Here is an 18832-nt window from a genome sequence, read left to right as displayed (position 1 = left end):
CCCCGTTTAGGGACAGGACTGCCATGAGCGACGCTTCGCGCCTGGAGTTCGTGATTGCCGGCGGCGGAACCGCGGGTTGGATTGCTGCGGCAACCCTGGCCCGGTTCCTCGGCGATTGCGCCTCGATTACGCTGGTCGAATCCGATGACATCGGCACGGTCGGCGTGGGCGAGGCAACGATCCCGCAAATCCACAATCTGCTTATCGGGCTGGGCATCGACCAGGCCGATTTCCTCCGCGCCACCAATGCCAGCTTCAAGCTGGGAATCGAATTCGACGGCTGGCGGCGCCACGGCGAAAGCTACATCCACAGCTTCGGCAGCGTCGGCCGCGGGGTCGGCCTGATCCCGTTCCGCCAGCTGTGGCTGCGCGGCCGCGCGCTGGGCGTGGCGGGCGATTACGGCGACTACAGCCTCAACGTCGCCGCCGCGCGCGCGGGCAGCTTTGCCATCGGTGAAGCCGCAAGTGTCGAACTGGCCTATGCCTATCATCTCGACGCGACGCTGTTTGCGCAGATGCTGCGCGGCTATGCCGAAGAACGCGGCGTGCGGCGGGTGGAAGGCAAAATCGTCGCGGTCGAGCGTGACGGTGCCAGCGGAGACATTGCCGCGCTTCAACTCGAAGGCGAACGGCGCATCGCCGGTAATCTCTTCATCGACTGTACCGGCTTTCGCAGCCTGCTGCTGGGCGGGGCGCTGGAAGTGCCGTTCACCGACTGGACCCACTGGCTGCCGTGCGACACCGCCTTGGCGATGCCGACCGAATCCGGGCCGCAGTTCCGCCCCTATACCCAGTCGCTTGCGCGCCCCGCCGGGTGGCAGTGGCGCATTCCGCTGCAGCACCGCACCGGCAATGGTCATGTCTTCTGCTCGGCCTTCATGGACGTCGATTCTGCCCGCGACCTGCTGCTGGCCAATGTCGAGGGCAAACCGCTGGCCGATCCGCGTCCGATCCGCTTCACCACCGGCCATCGCCGCGAATACTGGTCGCACAACTGCGTGGCGCTGGGCCTGGCCGCCGGGTTCATGGAACCGCTCGAATCGACCAGCATCCATCTGGTCCAGTCGGGCATTTCTCGCCTGCTGAATCTGCTGCCGCGCGACCGTGCTGACTTTGCCACGGCGCGCAGCCAGTTCAATCGCCTCTCGACCACCGAATGGGAACGGGTGCGCGATTTCCTGATCCTGCACTATGTCGCCAACGAACGCGTCGGCGAAGCGTTCTGGGATCACTGCCGGGCGATCGAATTGCCTGATACCCTGACCGAAAAGCTCGACCTGTTCCGCGACAGCGGCCTGTTCGTGCGCGAGGAGGACGAGCTGTTCCTTGACGACAGCTGGGGCCAGGTGATGATCGGACAGGGGATCATGCCCCGCGGCTGGTCGCCGCTGGCCGACAATGTTCCCGGCGAAGACATCGGGCCATTCCTGGACAGCCTGGCCAAGTCCTGTCGCACGCGGGCGGCGGCGCTGCCGCCCCACGGCGCCTTCATTGCCCGGATGCTGGGCCAACCTGTCAGGACACGTGCATGAACCGCCTTCTCGCAGCCTTGCTGGCCGCCTGTGCAATCACGCCGGCGATGGCGCAAACTGCACCGGTGCCTGCGCCCGCAGACTATCGCGCCCGGACGCCGGAGCAGGAAGTGATCTACTTCGTCCTGCCCGACCGGTTCGCGAATGGCGATCCGAAGAACGACCGCGGCGGCATCAAGGGTGACCGGCTGAAGACCGGGTTCGATCCGGCGGCCAAGGGTTTCTTTCATGGCGGCGACCTCAAGGGGCTGACCGCGCGGCTCGATTATATCCAGGGGCTTGGCGCGACGACGGTGTGGTTCGCGCCGATCTTCAGGAACAAGCCCGTGCAGGGACCGCCCGGACAGGAAAGCGCCGGCTATCACGGCTATTGGATCACCGATTTCACGTCGGTTGATCCGCACCTGGGGAGCAATGCCGAATTCAAGGCCTTCGTCGATGCCGCCCATGCGCGCGGAATGAAGGTCTACATGGACATCGTGGTCAACCACACCGCCGATGTGATCCAGTACCGCGAAGTGACCAGGGACGGCTATCCTTATCGCGGCAAGGCCGACTATCCGTTCTCGCGCCGCGGCGGGGTGGGCGGCGCTCCGATCAATCCGGGCTTTGCCGGGGACGGCGATGCGTCGGCCGCCAACTGGGCGAAATTGACCGACCCGTCCTTCGCCTACACGCCCTGCGTGCCCAAGGGCGAAGAGAAGGCCAAGACCCCGGCCTGGCTCAACGATCCGATTTACTACCACAACCGCGGCAATTCGAACTGGAAGGGCGAAAGCGCGCTCTACGGCGACTTCGTCGGGCTTGACGACGTGGCGACCGAGCATCCGCGCGTGGTCGCCGGAATGATCGAGATCTATGGCGACTGGATCGACAAGTATGGGGTCGACGGTTTCCGCATCGACACTGCGAAGCACGTCAATCCGGAATTCTGGCGCCAGTTCGTTCCCGCCATGCTGGCCCGCGCCAAGGCCAGGGGTATCCCCAATTTCCACATCTTCGGCGAGGTTGCGACCGGAGACTTCGATCCTGCGCTGCAGGCCGCCTGGACCCGCAATGCCGGACTGCCCTCAAATCTTGATTTCGCCTTTGCCCGCGCCGCAGTCGAGGCTGCAGCGGGAAAATCGGGAACCGAGATCTTGGCCCGTCTGCTCGACGATGACGTGCTCTACGAAGGGGGCAAGGCTGCGGCGCTGCGCCTGCCGACGTTCCTGGGCAATCATGATGCCGGGCGCTTCGCAATGTTCCTCAAGCAGATGAATCCCGGGATCAGGCCCGAAGATTTGCTGGCCCGCGACAAGCTGGGCCACGCCATCATGCTGACGATGCGCGGGGTGCCGGTGATCTATTATGGCGACGAACAGGGCTTTGCCGGACACGGCGGCGACCAGCTGGCGCGGCAGGACATGTTCGCCAGCAAGGTGCCCGAATACAACGACGAGGCGCTGGTCGGCACGACATCGACCACCGCCCAGGCAAACTTCAACCCCGCCCATCCGCTTTATCGCTTTATCGCCGATCTTGCCCGGCTGCGCCGCGCCACGCCCGCGCTGACCGGCGGGGCCAGCACGGTCCGCGCAATGTCCGAAAAGCCTGGCCTGTTTGCCGTTTCGCGTTTCGATCCGGTGACCGGACGCGAGGTGCTGCTTGCCTACAACACCGGAACCACGCCGCTGACGAATAGGATTGCAATCGATCCGGCCAGCCTTGCCTTCACCGCGCTGGCCGGTCAGTGTCCGCAAGTTGCCGACGCCCCGGGCAGCGTGACCGTTACCCTTCCTCCCCTCAGCTTTGCCGTTTGCGCGGCGAAGGAATAAGCGTCCGTCTGCAGCCATGAACCGACTGTCATCGATTTCTCTCGCCAACGCATCGCAGCTGGCCAGCCCGTGGTGGCGCGGCGCGGTGATCTATCAGGTCTATCCGCGCAGCTACCGCGACACCAACGGCGACGGGATCGGCGATCTGCCCGGCGTTACCTCGCGGCTGGACCATATCGCCGCGCTGGGGGTCGATGCGATCTGGCTGTCGCCGTTCTTCCAGTCGCCGATGAAGGACTTCGGCTACGATGTGTCGGACTATTGCGCGGTTGATCCGATCTTCGGCACGCTCGACGATTTCGACGCGCTGATCGCCCGCGCGCATCAGCTTGGGCTGAAAGTGATGATCGACCAGGTCTATGCCCATACCTCTGACCAGCACGAATGGTTCGCGCAGAGCCGGCAGAGCCGGGATGGTGCCCTGGCCGACTGGTACGTCTGGGCCGATGCCAAGCCCGAAGGTTCGCCCCCGTCGAACTGGCAATCGGTGTTCGGCGGGCCGGCCTGGACCTGGGACGCGCGGCGCGGGCAATACTACCTACACAATTTCCTCAGCAGCCAGCCGCAGCTCAATGTCCACTTGCCCGCGGTGCAGGATGCCCTGCTGGGGGTGGCAAAGTTCTGGCTCGATCGCGGGGTCGACGGCTTCCGCCTCGATGCGCTGAACTTTGCGATGCACGATCCCTTGCTGACCGACAATCCGCCGGCACCAGACACGGGCCTGCAACGGACCCGCCCGTTCGACTTCCAGTTGCGCAAGTACAACCAATCACATGCGGATATTCCGGCCTTCATCGAACGTATCCGCGCGCTGACCGATCGCTATGACTCGGTCTTCACCATGGCCGAGGTCGGCGGTGAGGAAGCGCTCAGCGAAATGCAGCTCTACACCCAGGGCGCGCACCGGCTGAACAGCGCCTATGGCTTCGATTTCCTCTATGCCGAGGCGCTGACCCCAGCGCTGGTCGCCGCCGCCCAGGCCGACTGGCCCGCGGACGAAGGCACCGGCTGGCCAAGCTGGGCCTTCGAAAACCACGATGCGCCGCGCGCGCTGTCACGCTGGTGCGCGCCGCAAGACCGCGAAGCCTTCGCCCCGCTCAAGATGCTGCTGCTGGCCTCGCTGCGCGGCAACATCATCCTCTACCAGGGCGAAGAGCTGGGCCTGACCCAGGTCGATATTCCGTTCGAGCAATTGCAGGATCCCGAAGCGATTGCCAACTGGCCGCTGACCCTGTCACGCGACGGCGCGCGCACCCCGATGCCGTGGAGCGCGCAGGACGAGCACGGCGGGTTCAGCGCCGATACCCCGTGGCTGCCGCTGGGCGAGGACAACATGGCCAAGGCGGCCGACCGGCAGGAGCACGATCCGGATTCCCTGCTGCAGTTCACCCGCGCGGTGCTGGCCCTGCGCGGCCAGAATGCCGCCCTGCGCGAAGGCGATTTTGCCCTGCTCCACGCCGATGAAGCGCGGCTGGTGTTCCGTCGCCAGGCCGAGGGGCAAAGCATGCTGTGCGCTTTCAACCTGTCGGCCGAACCGGCAGCGTGGCCGCAAGGAATAAACCCGGCGGGCCGTCCGCTGATCGCGGTTGGCAATGCCGATATGACCGCCTTGCCGGCATTCGGCGCAATCCTGATCGAGGAATGACACCCATGGTCTATCGCACCTCCCTTGGAATCTGGGCCGCAACTGCCTTGGCGGCAAGCAGCCTTGCCGCAACGGCCCATGCCCAGGAACGGCCCAGCGCCAGCGCCAGTTCGCCCGACGGGTCAATCGCGGTCACGCTGACCACAGATGGCGATGGCCGGCCGTTCTATACGGTGACGCGCAAGGGCAAGCTGGTGTTGGCACCGTCGCGGCTGGGTTTCCTGTTCACCGATGCGGTGAAGATCGATCGCAACCTGGCCATCGCAGGCCAGCAGACCCGTGATTTCGACGCGACGTGGGAGCAGCCGTGGGGCGAATGGCGGACAATCCGCAATCACTACCGCGAGCTCAAGGTCCAGCTCAAGGAAACCAGCGCGCTGGCCCGGGTCTTTGCCGTGACCTTCCGCATCTATGACGATGGCGTCGGCTTTCGCTACGAATTCCCCGATCAGCCCAACCTGCATCACGCCAAGATCGCCGACGAGCTGACCGAGTTCGCGTTCGCGGCGGACGGCACCGCTTGGTGGAAGCCGGCGTTCCTGTGGAACCGCGAGGAATACCTCTATAATAAGACGCCGCTGTCGGCCGTGGGCACCGCCGATACGCCGGTGACGATCAAGTTTGCCGATGGCACCCACGCCGCGCTGCACGAAGCCGCGCTGGTCGACTATTCGGGCATGGCAGTGGCCCGGACCGAGGGCAACACCCTGCGTGCCGCGCTGACCCCGGGGGCGGGCAAGCCCAAGGTCGAGAAGAACGGCGCCTGGACGACCCCGTGGCGCACCCTGATTCTGGCCGACAACGCCGCCGGGCTCTACCAGAGCCACCTGATGCTCAACCTCAACGAACCCAATAAGCTGGGCGATGTCAGCTGGTTCAAGCCGGGCAAGTTCAACGGCGTGTGGTGGAACATGATCAAGGGCGAATGGACCTGGGCGCGCGGGCCGAAGCACGGCGCGACCACCGCCAACGTCAAGCGCTACATCGATTTCGCCGCCGCCAACGGCATCCCCAACACCCTGGTCGAAGGCTGGAACGTCGGTTGGGATGGCGACTGGTTCGGCAATGGCAACGACATGGACTTTGCCCGGCCGACCGAGGATTTCGACGCAGCCGAGCTGGCCCGCTATGCCAAGTCCAAGGGTGTGCGGCTGATCGGGCATCACGAAACCGGCGGCGCGGCCAGCCATTACGAGGCGCAGTTCGACAAGGCCTTCAAGTTCGCCGCCGATCACGGCGAAATGGTGGTCAAGACCGGTTATGTCACCGACGCCGGGCAGATCGAGCGGGTCGATCCCGACGGCACCCGGCTGCGCGAGTGGCACGAGGGCCAGTGGATGAGCAACCACTTCATCCGTGTCGCCGAAGCGGCGGCCAAGTACAAGGTTGCCTTCGATAGCCACGAGCCGATCAAGGGCACCGGACTGCAGCGGACCTATCCCAACTGGGTGGCGCGCGAAGGCATGCGCGGGATGGAATACAATTCGTGGGGCGGCAAGAATCCGCCCGAACACGAAGCCAACATCGTCTTCACCCGGATGCTTGAAGGGCCGATGGACTTCACCCCCGGCGTGCTCAGCCTGAAGGGCGAAAAGGACAGCAACATCCTCTCGACCGAGGCCAAGCAGCTGGCGCTTTACGTGGTGATCTATTCACCGGTGGTGATGGCCGCCGATACGCCCGAAAACTACGCCAAGCACATGGATACCTTCAAGTTCATCCGCGACGTGCCGACCGACTGGGAGGAAAGCCGCGTGCTGAATGGCGAGGTTGGCGATTTCGTCACGATCGCGCGCAAGGTCCGCGGCGGCAGGGACTGGTACATCGGCGGCGTCGGCGATGAACAGGCGCGCGGCAGCGACTTTGCGCTCGATTTCCTCACCCCCGGGGTCAAGTACGACGCGGAGATCTACCGCGATGGCGACGATGCCGATTACCGCACCGACAAGCGCCACAGCGTCGTGATCGAGAAGCGCGTGCTGACCAGCACCGACCGGCTGAGCCTGCGCATGGCGCCGGGCGGCGGCTTTGCGATAAGGCTCAAGGCGCGGAAGTGAGCGCAGCGCCGCACCGCTTTGTCATCCTTGGCGGCGGCACCGCGGGCTGGATGGCAGCCTGCCTGATTGCGCACCGGCTGGGCCAGCGCGCGGCGGTGACCCTGGTCGAAAGCCCGGAAATCGGGATCATCGGGGTGGGCGAGGGATCGACCCCGCAATTGAAGGCCTTCTTCGACGAGCTTGGCATTGCCGAGGCGACGTGGATGCCGCGCTGCAATGCCACTTACAAGAACGGCATCCGCTTTCACGGCTGGTCCGATGCGCCGGGCTACGACAGCTATTTCCACCCGTTCCAGACCGCGCTGGACCAGCACACTGCGCCGGGGTTCTTCTTCCACACCCGGGCGCGGCGAACCGGGCGCGATGTCTGGGCCCACCCCGACCGGTTCTTCCTGCTCGCCCGGCTCGCGGCAGAGCGACGCGGTCCGATCCCGGACGAAAACTTCCCCTTCGACATCGGCTATGGCTATCACTTCGATTCGCACCTGGTCGGTGAATTCCTGCGCGACCATGCGATCGGCACGCTGGGCGTCACGCACCTGCAACGGCGAATCGACGGGGTGCGCCATCACGAGAACGGAGAGATCGTCGCGCTGCTGGGGGAGGGCGATGAAACAATCCCGGGTGATGTTTTCATCGATGCCTCGGGCTTTCGCGCCACGCTGATCCAGGCGGCGCTGGGCGAACCGTTCGAAAGCTTTGCCGGTAACCTTTTCAACGATGCCGCCGTGGCCATGCCCAGCGCGCGCGACGACGGGGCGACCACCTGCGAGACCGGAGCGACTGCGCTGAGCAGCGGCTGGGCCTGGCGCATTCCGCTGACCAATCGCACCGGTAACGGCTATGTCTATGCCTCCGCCCATCTCGACGCCGATGCGGCCGAGACCGAACTGCGCCGCCACCTCGGCCTGCTCGATGCCGATGTGCCTGCCCGCCACCTCAAGATGAAGGTCGGGCAAGTGCGGCGTTCGTGGGTGGGCAACTGCCTGGCGATCGGCCTCGCCCAGGGTTTCATCGAGCCGCTCGAGGCGACCGCGCTGCACATCGTCCATTCGACTTTGTCCGGATTCATCGAGGCCTATGAGGCGGGCGGCTTCACCCGCCAGCACGCCGACAGCTTCAACGCCGCGATCCACGCCCGCTATGAGGGGATCCGCGATTACATCGTCTGCCATTACCGGATGAACCGGCGCCCGGGCGACTACTGGCGCGCCAATGCGGCGAACCAGGACCTGTCGGACAACCTCAAGGCAGTGATGACCGCGTGGTTTCGCGGCGAGGATCTTGAAGCCGAAGTGCACCGCCTGGGGATCGAGCGCTACTACGCGCCGCTGTCGTGGCACTGTTTGCTGGCGGGATACGGCCAGTTCCCCGATGCTGCCAAGCTGGTCCCGCCCGAAGCCGACCTGCCGCTGACCGATCTCGCCGCGCTCGACCGCTTCGTCGCCGGCTGCGCCCGCAACTTCGCGCCGCACGACGATCTGTTGCACCGCCTGAAGGAATAGCGATGCTGGGACGTGTGCTTGCCGCTCTATGTGCGCTGCTGCTGGCGACCGTTCCGGCGCACGCCGCGGCCAAGGATACCGGGCGTTTGCTGGAATATGAGCAGGTTCCCGCAGCGGGTCTGCCGGTGCAGCGGCTGACGATCTGGCTTCCGCCGGGCTATGATCGCTCGAAACGGCGCTACGGCGTGGTCTACATGCACGATGGGCACAACCTGTTCGACGTGAGGAAATCCAACTTCAACAAGATCTGGGCTGCGGACAAGGCGATGCTGGCGGCCATGCGCGGCGGCAAGGTCGCGCCGCATATCATCGTCGGGATCTGGGCTCCGGGCAATGACCGTTATCGCCAGTACCTGCCGCGACCGGCCTATGATGCCGCCCCCCCGGCACTGCGCGCGCAGATGGATGCGATGGCAGGCGGTCCGATCGTTTCCGACGCCTATCTGACCTGGATCGCTGAAACCTTGAAGCCGTGGGTCGATAGCCACCTGCGAACGCGCTCTGGCCGCGACGATACGGCCATCGTCGGGTCCAGCATGGGCGGTCTGATGAGTTGCTATGCCTTCGTTGCACGGCCCCAGGTGTTTGGCCGCGCGGCCTGCGTCAGCTCGCACTGGCCGGCGGTCGATCCGACCAAGCTGGGCGATGCCAGTCCGGAATTAGCTGCCTACTGGAGTAATTGGCTGGCCCAGGGAATCGGTGCGCGGGATGGTCGGCGGCTGTGGATGGACCACGGCACGGCGACGCTCGATGCTTTCTATGCTCCCTACCAGGAAGCGATCGACGCGCGCCTCGCCGCGACCAGCTGGCGCCGGGGCACCGACTGGGAAAGCAAGGTCTACCCGGGCGCAGAGCACGAGGAAAACGCCTGGGCGGCGCGCTTGCCCGAGCTTTTCACCTGGCTGCTACGCCGGCCTGGGTAGCGCGGTGCTGGCCTTCATCCGTTCCATCGAGAAGCTGGAGCTGACATCGGCCAGGTCGGGCACCGCGGCAATCAGCTTGCGATAGATCCGGTCATAATGCGCGATGTCGCGCACCGACAGTTTGAGCAGATAATCGACGTCGCCCGCCATGCGGTGGCATTCGGCGATCTCGTCGATCCCGGCGACCGCGCGGGAAAAGGCGTCGAGCCATTGCGGATCGTGGCGCTGGGTGCGGATCGCGACGAACACCGTGGTCCCCAGCCCGACCTTTTCCGGGTCGAGCAGGGCCACGCGCCGGGCGATCACCCCGCTTTCCTCCAGCCGCTTGATCCGCCGCCAGCAGGCGTTGTGCGACAGCCCGACCCGTTCGCCGACCTCGTGAATGGCAAGCGAGGCATCGGCCTGCAGTTCGAGCAGGATCGCCCAGTCGAGCGTGTCGATTTGCGGATTTTCGATCAGCATTGGGATAGAATAACCGCGAAATGGGCAAATGACCAGAAATAAGGCGATGAATTTACCACAGAGCAGGTGTATTAATTGGCCCGAGAAACAAGCGGGGGGTGTCCATGCCGATTGCCAAACTGTTCACCGACCATCCGGCCAGCGTGGGCGAGAGCTACACCGAGCATCTCGTTGTCGCGTCGAGCTTCGGCGTGCGGATGATCCTGGGCGGGTTCGCCTGCCTGGTCCACGGCCTGCTGCCGTTCCTGTTCGTGCGGACGGGCAGCAAGCAGATCACCACGCTGCATTCGACCATGGTCATCAATCGCCAGCGTCAGCCGATGCCGGCGATCCTCGATTTCGTGATTTAAAGCAGCAGGTAGGCGAAGCCGAGCGCGGTCGCGAAACTGGCGAGGGTGGCGCAGACCACCGGCACCGCCGCGCGCCAGCCCATTTGCAGCAACAGGTCCATGCGGCTGCGCATCGCGGTTGCGGTAACCGCCAGCAGGAGCAGTGCCTTCGAGGCGATTAGCGCCGCGTGTCCCAGTGGCGCAGGCACGGCGATGACGCTGTTGAGCGCGACCGCACCCAGGAAGGCGAGAATGAACCAGGGGAGGGCCAGCCGTTTCCATACCGGCTGCCCCCCACCCTGGTCAGCCGGGCCGATGGCGAGGCTGACCAGCGCGACGACCGGGGCCAGCAAGGCTACGCGCGCAAGCTTGACGATCGTCGCATAGCTGCCCGCCGCATCGGAAAAGGCATAACCACCGCCAATTGCCTGGGCGACATCGTGAATCGATGCACCGATCAGGAACCCGGCCTGGCCGTGGCTGAGCCCGAGTTCGGCAGCGAGCACCGGATAAACCGACATGGCGAAGGCGCTGGCGAGCGAAACCCCGACCAGGGTCAGCGCGAACTGCGCCTGGCTGAGGCGGTCCTTGCCGATCACCCCGTACAGCGCGAGCGCCGCGCTGGCCCCGCATACCGCGGTCGCGCCGCCGGCCAGAATCCCGGCATAGCGCGATTGCCCGGCGATTTTCGCGCCGCCCATGCCCGCCGCAAAGGTCACCGCCATGACCACGGTCAGCGCCGCGAAGGGTGCCAGGCCCAGGGCGGCAATCTGCATGAAGGTCACCTGGAAGCCCAGCACGACGATCCCGATCCGCAGGCAGGTGCGCGAGGCAAAATCGAGGCCCTTGTGGGTACGCAGATCCTGTGAAATGAAATTCAGCGACAGCCCGACCAGCAGCCCCAGCAGGATGATCGGGAAGCCATAGTGATCGGACAGCCAGGCCGCTGCCCCGGCAGCCACGGCACAGACGGCAAGACCCGGCCACAGTGCCGAGAGCGCCAGCATCCGCTGGCGCGCGGGCGGTGCCGCTTCGGCCAGCTGCAGTTCGCCGAACAGATCGCCGCCATAGGACAGGCTGTCCCAGTCGATCCCTTTCGCCGTGCTTCTAACGTCCATCATTCGCCCCAGCCGCCAGCCGTGTGTCTCACGGTGTCATGCCGCAAGAACGGCACCGACGGAAGGGTGAATGCGGCGAATGCGCGGCCTTGTCTAGTTCCCGCCCAGCGCCTTGTCCTCGTTGGCGCGCTTGACCACGAACAGGCGGATCGCCTCGATCTGTTCGGGGGTGAACTGGCCCTTCCAGGCGACCATCCCGTTCTGCTTGAGCAGCCCGTCGTGGACGATGTCCTGCCACAGCTTGGGATTGCCCAGTGCTGTCGAGTGCCGCAAATCGGGGTTGAGCGCACCGGCCACCGCGGCGTTGCCGTGGCAGACCGAACACGAGTTTGAATAGAGCTTCGTGCCCAGGGCGATCTGCTCGGGCGTGCCGGTCGATGGCGGCGGATCGAGCACGCGCTTGGCGCTGGGCGGCGGTGCGGGCAGCGTGCCCTTGGCACCCAGCTTGAACACCAGCAGACGGCTGATGTTGGGGGTGATCTTCGGGCTGACCAGCGATCCGCCCGAAACGTCCCAGACCCCGCCCCATCCGGCCAGTACGGCGACATACTGTTCGCCGCCGATCGAGTAGGTCATCGGCGCGGCCAGCACACCGCTCTGCGTGCCGAACGACCACAGCTTCTTGCCGGCATCGGCGCTGTAAGCGTTGAACTCGCCGGTGGCCGTACCCTGGAAAACCAGATTACCCGCGGTGGCCAGGGTGCCGCCGTTGGTCGGCATCGGATAGGGTACCTTCCATTTGACCTTGCCCGCGACCGGATCGAACGCGACCAGCGCCCCGGTCAGTGCCGCGGCGGTGGCATCGCGGACCTTCTTGTCGGCTGGCAGATTGCCCAGCGTGGCGTCGATGCCCAGCTGGAACCCGGTGGTGCCCGGCTTCCAGTCGGGATCCGGCGCATAGAGCTGGGGCGTATTGTTGGTCGGAATATAGACCAGGCCGGTCAACGGGCTGAAGCTCATCGGGGTCCAGCTATGCGCGCCGACTGCGCCGGGGGACCCCAGGAATGGCTTGCCGGTGACTTCGTACTTGGCATCGGGATTGACGCTGGGCCGGCCAGTGACCGGATCGAGCCCGCTGGCCCAGTTGATCCCGTCGACGAACGGCTTGCCCGAGATGAACTTGCCGGTCTTGGCGTCCAGCACATAGAAGAACCCGTTCTTCGGCGCGTGCATGATGACGTGCTGCTTCTGCCCGCCGATCATCAGGTCGGCGACGGTAATCTGCTGGTTGCTGTCGAAATCCCAGCGGTCTTCCGGGGTTTCCTGGAAATGCCAGGCATACTCGCCGGTATCGGCGTTCACCGCGACGATCGAGGCGGTATAAAGGCTGTCGCCCGCGCCGTTGGTGTTGCGGTGCGCCGGGTTCCACGGCTCGGCATTGGCGGTGCCGAAATAGACCAGGTTGGTGACCGGATCATAAGTGATCGAATCCCAAACGGTGCCGCCGCCGCCGGTCTTCCAGAAATCGCCGCTCCAGGTCTTGGCCGCCGCATCGAGGTGCTTGCCTTCCTGCGGCTTCGATGGGTCGCCCGGCACGGTATAGAACTTCCACAGCTCGTTGCCGGTCTGCGGATCGAAGGCGGCAAGGTAGCCGCGGGTGAAGTATTCGGCCCCCGCCGATCCGATCAGGATCTTGCCCTTGACCACGCGCGGTGCACCGGTAATCGCCATGTGGCTGTCGGCCGGGAAGGTCTGCTTGGTCCAGACGACCTTGCCGGTCTTCTGGTCGAGTGCGACAAGCCGCCCGTCAAGCGTGGCGACGTAGACCTTGTCGCCATAGAGCGCGACCCCGCGGTTGACCGCATCGCAGCACACATCGACCAGCTTTTCGCGCGCGACCTGGGGATCATAGGCCCATTTGAGTGCGCCGGTCTTGGCGTCATAGGCCTTGACCATCGACCAGGCGGTGGAAATGTACAGCACACCGTCGTGCATCAACGGCGTCGCTTCCTGGCCGCGCGCGGTATCAAGGTCGGCAAACCAGGCCAGACCCATCTGCCCGACATTGCTGTCGTTGACCTGCTTTAGCGTGGAGAAGCGCTGCTCGGCATAGTCGCGGCCATAGCTCAGCCACTCGCCTTCGGCTGCGTCGGCAATCATCGCGTCGGTCACACCGCTGGTCGCCGGCGGAGACGCGGTCTTGCTGTTATTGCACGATGTCAGGGCCAGCAGGGCCGTTGCAGCCAGAAGCCTCAAACGCATGGGTCGGTATCCTCTCCTCATGCCGCCCGCCTTGTCGCGAGTCAGCCAGGGCAATTCGCCGCATTCACACCGCGATTGCAAGTTTAATCGCGCGATTAGCCGATCAAAGGACGAAGTGGTCGCCCGCCGCGCGCACCGTGATGTCGCCCAGCGAGACCCCCCAGGGCTGGTCGATCGCCAGCAGCACTGCATCGGCGATGTGTTCGGGTGCCAGCGAGGCATAGTCGATCTGTTCGGGATCGAGCCGCGCGGCCGGAAAGGTTCCGTCCTGCATTGCGGCGATCATCGCGCCGAATTCCTCGGCGTTCTGGCCCAGAATGCCGATACTGGCCGCCGGGTTGATGACCGACCCGGAAAGCCCGGTGGCGGGAACCCCGGTCGGCTTGATGATCGTCACCTTGATCTTGCCGCGCGCTTCCACCCGCAGGCTTTCCGAGAGGAAATTGACCGCCGCCTTGGTCGCGCCATAGACCGCCGCCCCGGTCACCGGGAAATTGCCATAGATCGACGAGACGTTGATGACGTGGCCGCGGCCCTGCGCGATCATCGCGTCATAGGCTGCGACCTGACCGTTGAGCACGCCCTTGATGTTGATGTCGATGCAGCGCAGCCAGGCTGCGTGGGCCGCCGCGTGATCGGCAAAGAAGGCCAGCGGCATGATCCCGGCATTATTGATCATCACGTCGACCGCGTCGAAAGCTGCGCCAGCGGCAGCGACCAGCGCTTTCATCTGGGGCAGTTCGGTCACGTCGACAGCTAGCGCCTGGGCGCTGCCGCCTGCCGCGACGATTTCGGCCGCGACCGCCTGGGCTGCGGCAAGATCGATATCCCCCAGCGTCACCCTGGCCCCGCGTGCCGCCGCCTTGGTCGCGATCAGTCGGCCAAAGCCGCCGCCGCCGCCGGTAATGACGATCGACTTGCCGGTGATGTGGTCTGCCATGTCTGCCTCTCCGATTTAATTGCGCGATTAACATATCCGTACGGCGCGCCGCGTCCAGTCCCCAAGTCAGGGCTGGACCTCTTGCGCCTCAAGGCTATCCTGCGCGTTCGGGGATCGCAGGAGACGCATGATGTGCGATGAATTCACGGCACGACAGGACGATGCCGCGCTGGCCGGGCGCGGGCTCAACCGGCGCCAGTTCGCGGCCGCTGGGACCGCCAGCGTGGCGACCCTGGTCGCCGCCTGTGCCGATGCCCGGATGACCGACAAGGGCGGCCTCAGCGAAGAGACGGTCCGGATCGTCACGCCCGACGGTACCGCCGACGCCTTCTATGTGCGGCCCCAGCGCGGGCGCTTCCCCGGTGTGATCATGTGGCCGGATATTGCCGGGCTGCGCGACGCTTACAAGGAAATGGGGCGGCGTTTGGCCCGCGCCGGCTATGCCGTGCTGGTGGTCAACCACTATTACCGTTCCTCCCCCGCGCCGATCCTGAACTCGATCGCCGAATGGCGCACCCCCGAAGGGCAGGCCAAGCTGAAGCCCATGATCGCCGCGATCACGCCGGCGGGGACGATCAGCGATGCCAAGGCCTTCGTTGCCTGGCTGGGCAAGCAGCGCAGCGTCCACGCGCAGCGCGGCATCGGCACTTGCGGTTACTGCATGGGCGGGCCGTACACGGTGCGCACCGCCTTCGCCGCGCCCGACCGGGTCAGGGCGGCGGCTTCGTTTCACGGTGCCGGGCTGGTTGGCGATACGCCGGACAGCCCCAGCAAGCTGCTGGTGGCGACCAAGGCCAGCTTTCTCTTCGCCATTGCCCGCAGCGATGATGCCCGTGCCCCTGGCGACAAGGATGCACTGAAGGCTGCTGCCAAGGCTGCGGGGCGTCCGGCCGAGGTCGAGGTTTACAACGCCGACCATGGCTGGTGCACGCTCGACGCACCGGTCTATGACAAGGCCGAAGCCGATCGCGCGTGGGAGCGGATGCTGGTGCTGTTCAAGGGGCTCTAGCTGCTTTAGGGGCGGGCGCCATGATCCGCCTGTCCGGCCTGTCCCTGCCGCTTGACCATCCGGCCGAAGCGATTGTCCCTGCAATCTGCGCGCGGCTGGGCGTCGATGCAGATCGCCTGCGTGGCTGGTCGCTGTTCAAGCGTGGCAACGATGCGCGGCGCAAGTCGGCGATCCTGTTAGTCTACACTTTCGACGTCGATGTGACGGACGAGGGCGAAGTGCTGGCGCGGCTGGCCGGGGACAAGGACGTGCGCCCGACCCCGGACATGGCCTGGCATCCGCCGGTCCATGCACCGCAGGGGTGGAGCGGCAAGCGCCCGGTGGTGATCGGGGCGGGGCCGTGCGGCCTGTTTGCCGGGCTGGTCCTGGCGCAGATGGGGCTGCGCCCGATCATCGTCGATCGCGGCAAGGTGGTGCGCCAGCGCACCAAGGACACCTGGGGCCTGTGGCGGCGCGGCGAGCTCGATCCCGACAGCAACGTCCAGTTCGGCGAAGGCGGGGCCGGAACCTTCTCCGACGGCAAACTCTATTGCCGGGTCAAGGATCCGCGCTTCCTTGGCCGCAAGGTGCTGGAAGAATTCGTCAAGGCCGGAGCACCCGACGACATACTGTGGGAAGCCCACCCGCATATCGGCACGTTCCGCCTTGTCACCATGGTCGAAAGCCTGCGCGCCGGGATCGAGGCGCTGGGCGGCGAATACCGCTGGCAGACCCGGGTCGACGATCTCGAACTGGAACGGCGCGGTGACAGCTATGCGCTGCGCGGGCTGCATCTGCACGACGGCAGTTTTCTGGAGGCCGATCACGTTGTGCTGGCGGTCGGCCATTCGGCGCGGCCGACTTTCGAAATGCTCCACGCCCGCGGGGTTCATCTTGAGGCCAAGCCGTTCTCGATCGGGGTCAGGATCGAACACCCGCAAGCCTGGATCGACGCGGCGCGCTATGGCCGCTTTGCCAAGCATCCCGACCTTGGCCCGGCCGCCTATAGCCTGGTCCATCATGCGTCGAACGAGCGCACGGTCTATTCATTCTGCATGTGCCCGGGCGGGCGCGTGGTCGCCGCGACCAGCGAGGAGGGCCGCGTCGTCACCAACGGGATGAGCCAGTATTCGCGCGCCGAATTCAACGCCAATGCGGGCTTCGTCGTGGCGATCGATCCGGCCCGTGACTATCCGGACGGACCGCTGGCGGGGATCGAATTCCAGCGCAAGTGGGAAAGCCTGGCCTTTGCCGCGGGCGGCGGCGGTTACAAGGCGCCGGGGCAGCGGGTCGGGGATTTCCTCGCCGGCCGCGCCTCGACCGCGCTTGGCTCGGTCCAGCCGAGCTACAAGCCGGGGGTGACGCCGACCGACCTGTCGCAGTGCCTGCCCGACTTTGCGATCGAAGCGATGCGCGAGGCGCTGCCGGTGTTCGGCCGCCAGATTGCCCGTTACGACGACCCGGACGTCATCATGACCGGGGTCGAGACGCGCACCTCCAGCCCGCTGCGGATCACCCGGGGCAAGGACCTGCAATCGCTCAACGTCGCCGGATTGTTCCCGGGCGGCGAGGGCGCTGGCTATGCGGGCGGAATTCTCTCCGCCGCGATCGACGGGATCAAGCTGGGCGAAGCCGTGGCACAGTCGATCCTCGCGCAATGAGCGCATCCTCCCACGACGCGATCGTCATCGGTGCAGGCGCGGCCGGGATGATGGCCGCGGCCCAGGCCGGGCAGCGCGGCAAGCGGGTGCTGCTGGTCGATCACAATCACGAGCCGGGGCGCAAGATCCTGATTTCGGGCGGCGGGCGCTGCAATTTCACCAACCTGTATACGGCGCCTGACCGGTTCCTGTCGGACAACCCACACTTCGCCAAATCGGCGCTGAGCCGCTACACCCCGCGCGACTTCCTCGATCTGGTCGAGGCACATGGCATCGTCTGGCACGAGAAGACGCTGGGGCAGCTATTCTGCGATGGCTCGGCCCGGCAGGTGGTCGATCTGTTGCTGGAGGAATGCGCCAGGGGCCAGGTGCAGATGGCCCTGGGCATTCCGGTCGATGCGGTCGATCACGGCGATGGCTTGTTCCGCGTGACCGTGGGCGGCACGGCTTACACTGCTCCGGCGCTTGTCGTTGCGACCGGCGGGCCTTCGATCCCCAAGCTCGGCGCAACCAGCTTCGCCTATGATCTGGCCCGCCGTTTCGGCCTGGCTGTGGTCCAGCCGCGCCCGGCACTGGTGCCTTTCACGCTGGGCGGGGACGAGGTGCTGTTCCGCGAATTGTCGGGAGTCTCAACCGAGGTTGAGGTGCGCTGGACCAAGACCCGTTTTCGCGAGGCAGCGCTGTTTACGCATCGCGGGCTCAGCGGCCCGGCGATGTTGCAGATCAGCAGCTATTGGCAGCACCGAACGGCGATCCAGGTCGACTTCGTGCCCGACGCGACGGAAGGCTGGCTGCTCGAAGCCAAGCGCAACAGCCCGCGCCAAAGCCTGCGCCGGGTCGTCACCGATCGCCTGCCCGAACGGCTAGCCGATGCCCTGCTCGAACGTGTTGGTGTTGCAGGCGAATTGGTTGCGCTGACCGACAAGGCGCTGCGTGGGGTCGAAGCTGCCCTGCGCGGCTGGGCCTTCCATCCCAATGGCACCGAAGGCTTCGCCAAGGCCGAGGTCACCGCTGGCGGCATCGCCACCGCGGGGCTGTCATCGCAGACGATGGAAGCGCGCAAGGTGCCGGGGCTCTATGCGATCGGCGAGGCAGTCGACGTGACGGGCTGGCTGGGCGGCTACAACTTCCAGTGGGCCTGGGCCAGCGGCGCGGCCGCGGGGCGAGCTATTCCTTGACTGTCTTGGTCTTGAGGTTGGTCAGCACCACCATCTCATCATACATCGCGATCAGATGGCCATCGTACCACTGGTCCATCACGCATTTCACCCGGCCAAAAAAGGCGGCGATGTCGTTCAGGACATAGTGTCCGTCGCTGCCGGTTTCGGGTGGCGCGACGTCGAGAGCCTGGCCCTTGAGATATGCAGCGATCTCATCAATGTGGGCGCGCAGGGCCTGCTTGCGGTGATCCCCGCTCGATCCCCCGCTGCGGGCGTGGCCCAGCTCTTCCTTGGCCTTGTCCATCAGCCCCGAAACATAGGAATAGACGCGCTCCATGTTCTCGCGCTTGAGCGCGATCATGGTGTCGACATAGTCCTTCTTTATCCGCTGCGCGGCGGTTTCGGGATGCTCTGTCCCATAGAAGGCCTGGCCGAATTTGAGTGAGTTTTCCTGGATCATGCCGGGCAAACTACCCAATCGTGGTTACCACCG

At 65.5% G+C, this 18832-nt stretch carries 15 protein-coding genes; 10 read left to right on the top strand and 5 right to left on the bottom strand.

The window, feature by feature from the left end; all coding sequences use genetic code 11:
- Positions 1 to 23: 23 nt before the first annotated feature.
- Genes ACFFF7_RS04375 through ACFFF7_RS04350 form a run of 6 tightly spaced genes read left to right on the top strand, consistent with a single transcriptional unit; the run spans position 24 to position 9479 of the window.
- Positions 24 to 1532 carry a tryptophan halogenase family protein gene (locus ACFFF7_RS04375; RefSeq protein ID WP_379480134.1) on the top strand — a complete coding sequence of 503 codons (1509 nt, stop codon included), beginning with the start codon at positions 24 to 26 and terminating at the stop codon, positions 1530 to 1532.
- Positions 1529 to 3349, top strand: coding sequence for an alpha-amylase family glycosyl hydrolase (locus tag ACFFF7_RS04370; RefSeq protein WP_379480133.1), 1821 nt, complete (start codon positions 1529 to 1531; stop codon positions 3347 to 3349). Before ACFFF7_RS04375 ends, ACFFF7_RS04370 begins: the two co-directional genes overlap by 4 nt.
- A 16-nt stretch (positions 3350 to 3365) precedes the next feature.
- Positions 3366 to 4994 carry an alpha-glucosidase gene (locus tag ACFFF7_RS04365; protein ID WP_379480132.1) on the top strand — a complete coding sequence of 543 codons (1629 nt, stop codon included), beginning with the start codon at positions 3366 to 3368 and terminating at the stop codon, positions 4992 to 4994.
- Between the two features lie 5 nt (positions 4995 to 4999).
- Positions 5000 to 7051, top strand: a complete 2052-nt coding sequence (locus ACFFF7_RS04360; protein ID WP_379480462.1) for a glycoside hydrolase family 97 protein — start codon at positions 5000 to 5002, stop codon at positions 7049 to 7051.
- A complete protein-coding gene (locus ACFFF7_RS04355; protein ID WP_379480131.1) occupies positions 7048 to 8556 on the top strand; it encodes a tryptophan halogenase family protein in 1509 nt (502 codons plus the stop codon). The genes ACFFF7_RS04360 and ACFFF7_RS04355 overlap by 4 nt, the downstream gene beginning before the upstream one ends.
- A gap of 2 nt (positions 8557 to 8558) precedes the next feature.
- Positions 8559 to 9479, top strand: a complete 921-nt coding sequence (locus tag ACFFF7_RS04350; protein ID WP_379480130.1) for an alpha/beta hydrolase — start codon at positions 8559 to 8561, stop codon at positions 9477 to 9479.
- Here ACFFF7_RS04350 and ACFFF7_RS04345 read toward each other — a convergent pair.
- On the bottom strand, positions 9462 to 9941 hold the full coding sequence (locus tag ACFFF7_RS04345; RefSeq protein ID WP_379480129.1) for an Lrp/AsnC family transcriptional regulator: 480 nt from the start codon (positions 9939 to 9941) through the stop codon (positions 9462 to 9464). The genes ACFFF7_RS04350 and ACFFF7_RS04345 overlap by 18 nt on opposite strands.
- Before the next feature lie 104 nt (positions 9942 to 10045).
- Here ACFFF7_RS04345 and ACFFF7_RS04340 point away from each other — a divergent pair, with 104 nt between their 5' ends.
- Positions 10046 to 10291 (top strand): DUF6356 family protein, encoded by a 246-nt coding sequence (locus ACFFF7_RS04340; protein ID WP_379480128.1) that lies wholly within the window; start codon positions 10046 to 10048, stop codon positions 10289 to 10291.
- On the opposite strand, the gene ACFFF7_RS04335 is transcribed toward ACFFF7_RS04340, so the two are convergent.
- The 3 genes from ACFFF7_RS04335 to ACFFF7_RS04325 form a co-directional block, all read right to left on the bottom strand.
- Positions 10288 to 11391 (bottom strand): YeiH family protein, encoded by a 1104-nt coding sequence (locus ACFFF7_RS04335; RefSeq protein ID WP_379480127.1) that lies wholly within the window; start codon positions 11389 to 11391, stop codon positions 10288 to 10290. The two genes, ACFFF7_RS04340 and ACFFF7_RS04335, sit on opposite strands and share 4 nt — an antisense overlap.
- 90 nt (positions 11392 to 11481) lie before the next feature.
- On the bottom strand, positions 11482 to 13590 hold the full coding sequence (locus tag ACFFF7_RS04330) for a PQQ-dependent dehydrogenase, methanol/ethanol family (RefSeq protein WP_379480126.1): 2109 nt from the start codon (positions 13588 to 13590) through the stop codon (positions 11482 to 11484).
- Between the two features lie 103 nt (positions 13591 to 13693).
- Positions 13694 to 14530, bottom strand: coding sequence for an SDR family oxidoreductase (locus ACFFF7_RS04325; protein WP_379480125.1), 837 nt, complete (start codon positions 14528 to 14530; stop codon positions 13694 to 13696).
- Positions 14531 to 14660: 130 nt separating this feature from the next.
- Between ACFFF7_RS04325 and ACFFF7_RS04320 the strand changes: the two genes are divergently transcribed.
- The 3 genes from ACFFF7_RS04320 to ACFFF7_RS04310 are packed head-to-tail and all read left to right on the top strand — an operon-like array spanning position 14661 to position 18357.
- Complete coding sequence (locus tag ACFFF7_RS04320) at positions 14661 to 15539, top strand: dienelactone hydrolase family protein (RefSeq protein WP_379480124.1); 879 nt, start codon at positions 14661 to 14663, stop codon at positions 15537 to 15539.
- Positions 15540 to 15559: 20 nt separating this feature from the next.
- Positions 15560 to 17179 (top strand): NAD(P)/FAD-dependent oxidoreductase, encoded by a 1620-nt coding sequence (locus tag ACFFF7_RS04315; protein ID WP_379480123.1) that lies wholly within the window; start codon positions 15560 to 15562, stop codon positions 17177 to 17179.
- The gene (locus tag ACFFF7_RS04310) at positions 17176 to 18357 is read left to right on the top strand and encodes a BaiN/RdsA family NAD(P)/FAD-dependent oxidoreductase (RefSeq protein WP_379480122.1); all 1182 of its coding nucleotides are present in this window, start codon (positions 17176 to 17178) and stop codon (positions 18355 to 18357) included. Before ACFFF7_RS04315 ends, ACFFF7_RS04310 begins: the two co-directional genes overlap by 4 nt.
- Here ACFFF7_RS04310 and ACFFF7_RS04305 read toward each other — a convergent pair.
- Positions 18347 to 18799 (bottom strand): hypothetical protein, encoded by a 453-nt coding sequence (locus ACFFF7_RS04305; RefSeq protein ID WP_379480121.1) that lies wholly within the window; start codon positions 18797 to 18799, stop codon positions 18347 to 18349. The two genes, ACFFF7_RS04310 and ACFFF7_RS04305, sit on opposite strands and share 11 nt — an antisense overlap.
- Positions 18800 to 18832: the final 33 nt, after the last annotated feature.

The organism is Novosphingobium aquiterrae (assembly GCF_042434435.1).
GTDB classification, from domain to species: Bacteria; Pseudomonadota; Alphaproteobacteria; order Sphingomonadales; family Sphingomonadaceae; genus Novosphingobium; species Novosphingobium aquiterrae.
The sequence above is the reverse complement of the archived record's forward strand: the minus strand, read 5'-3'. Positions and strand labels throughout refer to the sequence as shown.

Excerpts from the sequence above, each read along its gene's own strand:
- ACFFF7_RS04305 (WP_379480121.1), bottom strand. The coding sequence starts at position 18,799 with ATGATCCAGGAAAACTCACTCAAATTCGGCCAGGCCTTCTATGGGACA.
- ACFFF7_RS04330 (WP_379480126.1), bottom strand. The coding sequence starts at position 13,590 with ATGCGTTTGAGGCTTCTGGCTGCAACGGCCCTGCTGGCCCTGACATCG.
- ACFFF7_RS04320 (WP_379480124.1), top strand. The coding sequence starts at position 14,661 with ATGTGCGATGAATTCACGGCACGACAGGACGATGCCGCGCTGGCCGGG.
- ACFFF7_RS04360 (WP_379480462.1), top strand. The coding sequence starts at position 5,000 with ATGGTCTATCGCACCTCCCTTGGAATCTGGGCCGCAACTGCCTTGGCG.
- ACFFF7_RS04310 (WP_379480122.1), top strand. The coding sequence starts at position 17,176 with ATGAGCGCATCCTCCCACGACGCGATCGTCATCGGTGCAGGCGCGGCC.
- ACFFF7_RS04315 (WP_379480123.1), top strand. The coding sequence starts at position 15,560 with ATGATCCGCCTGTCCGGCCTGTCCCTGCCGCTTGACCATCCGGCCGAA.
- ACFFF7_RS04365 (WP_379480132.1), top strand. The coding sequence starts at position 3,366 with ATGAACCGACTGTCATCGATTTCTCTCGCCAACGCATCGCAGCTGGCC.
- ACFFF7_RS04350 (WP_379480130.1), top strand. The coding sequence starts at position 8,559 with ATGCTGGGACGTGTGCTTGCCGCTCTATGTGCGCTGCTGCTGGCGACC.
- ACFFF7_RS04345 (WP_379480129.1), bottom strand. The coding sequence starts at position 9,941 with ATGCTGATCGAAAATCCGCAAATCGACACGCTCGACTGGGCGATCCTG.
- ACFFF7_RS04370 (WP_379480133.1), top strand. The coding sequence starts at position 1,529 with ATGAACCGCCTTCTCGCAGCCTTGCTGGCCGCCTGTGCAATCACGCCG.
- ACFFF7_RS04335 (WP_379480127.1), bottom strand. The coding sequence starts at position 11,391 with ATGATGGACGTTAGAAGCACGGCGAAAGGGATCGACTGGGACAGCCTG.
- ACFFF7_RS04325 (WP_379480125.1), bottom strand. The coding sequence starts at position 14,530 with ATGGCAGACCACATCACCGGCAAGTCGATCGTCATTACCGGCGGCGGC.
- ACFFF7_RS04375 (WP_379480134.1), top strand. The coding sequence starts at position 24 with ATGAGCGACGCTTCGCGCCTGGAGTTCGTGATTGCCGGCGGCGGAACC.
- ACFFF7_RS04340 (WP_379480128.1), top strand. The coding sequence starts at position 10,046 with ATGCCGATTGCCAAACTGTTCACCGACCATCCGGCCAGCGTGGGCGAG.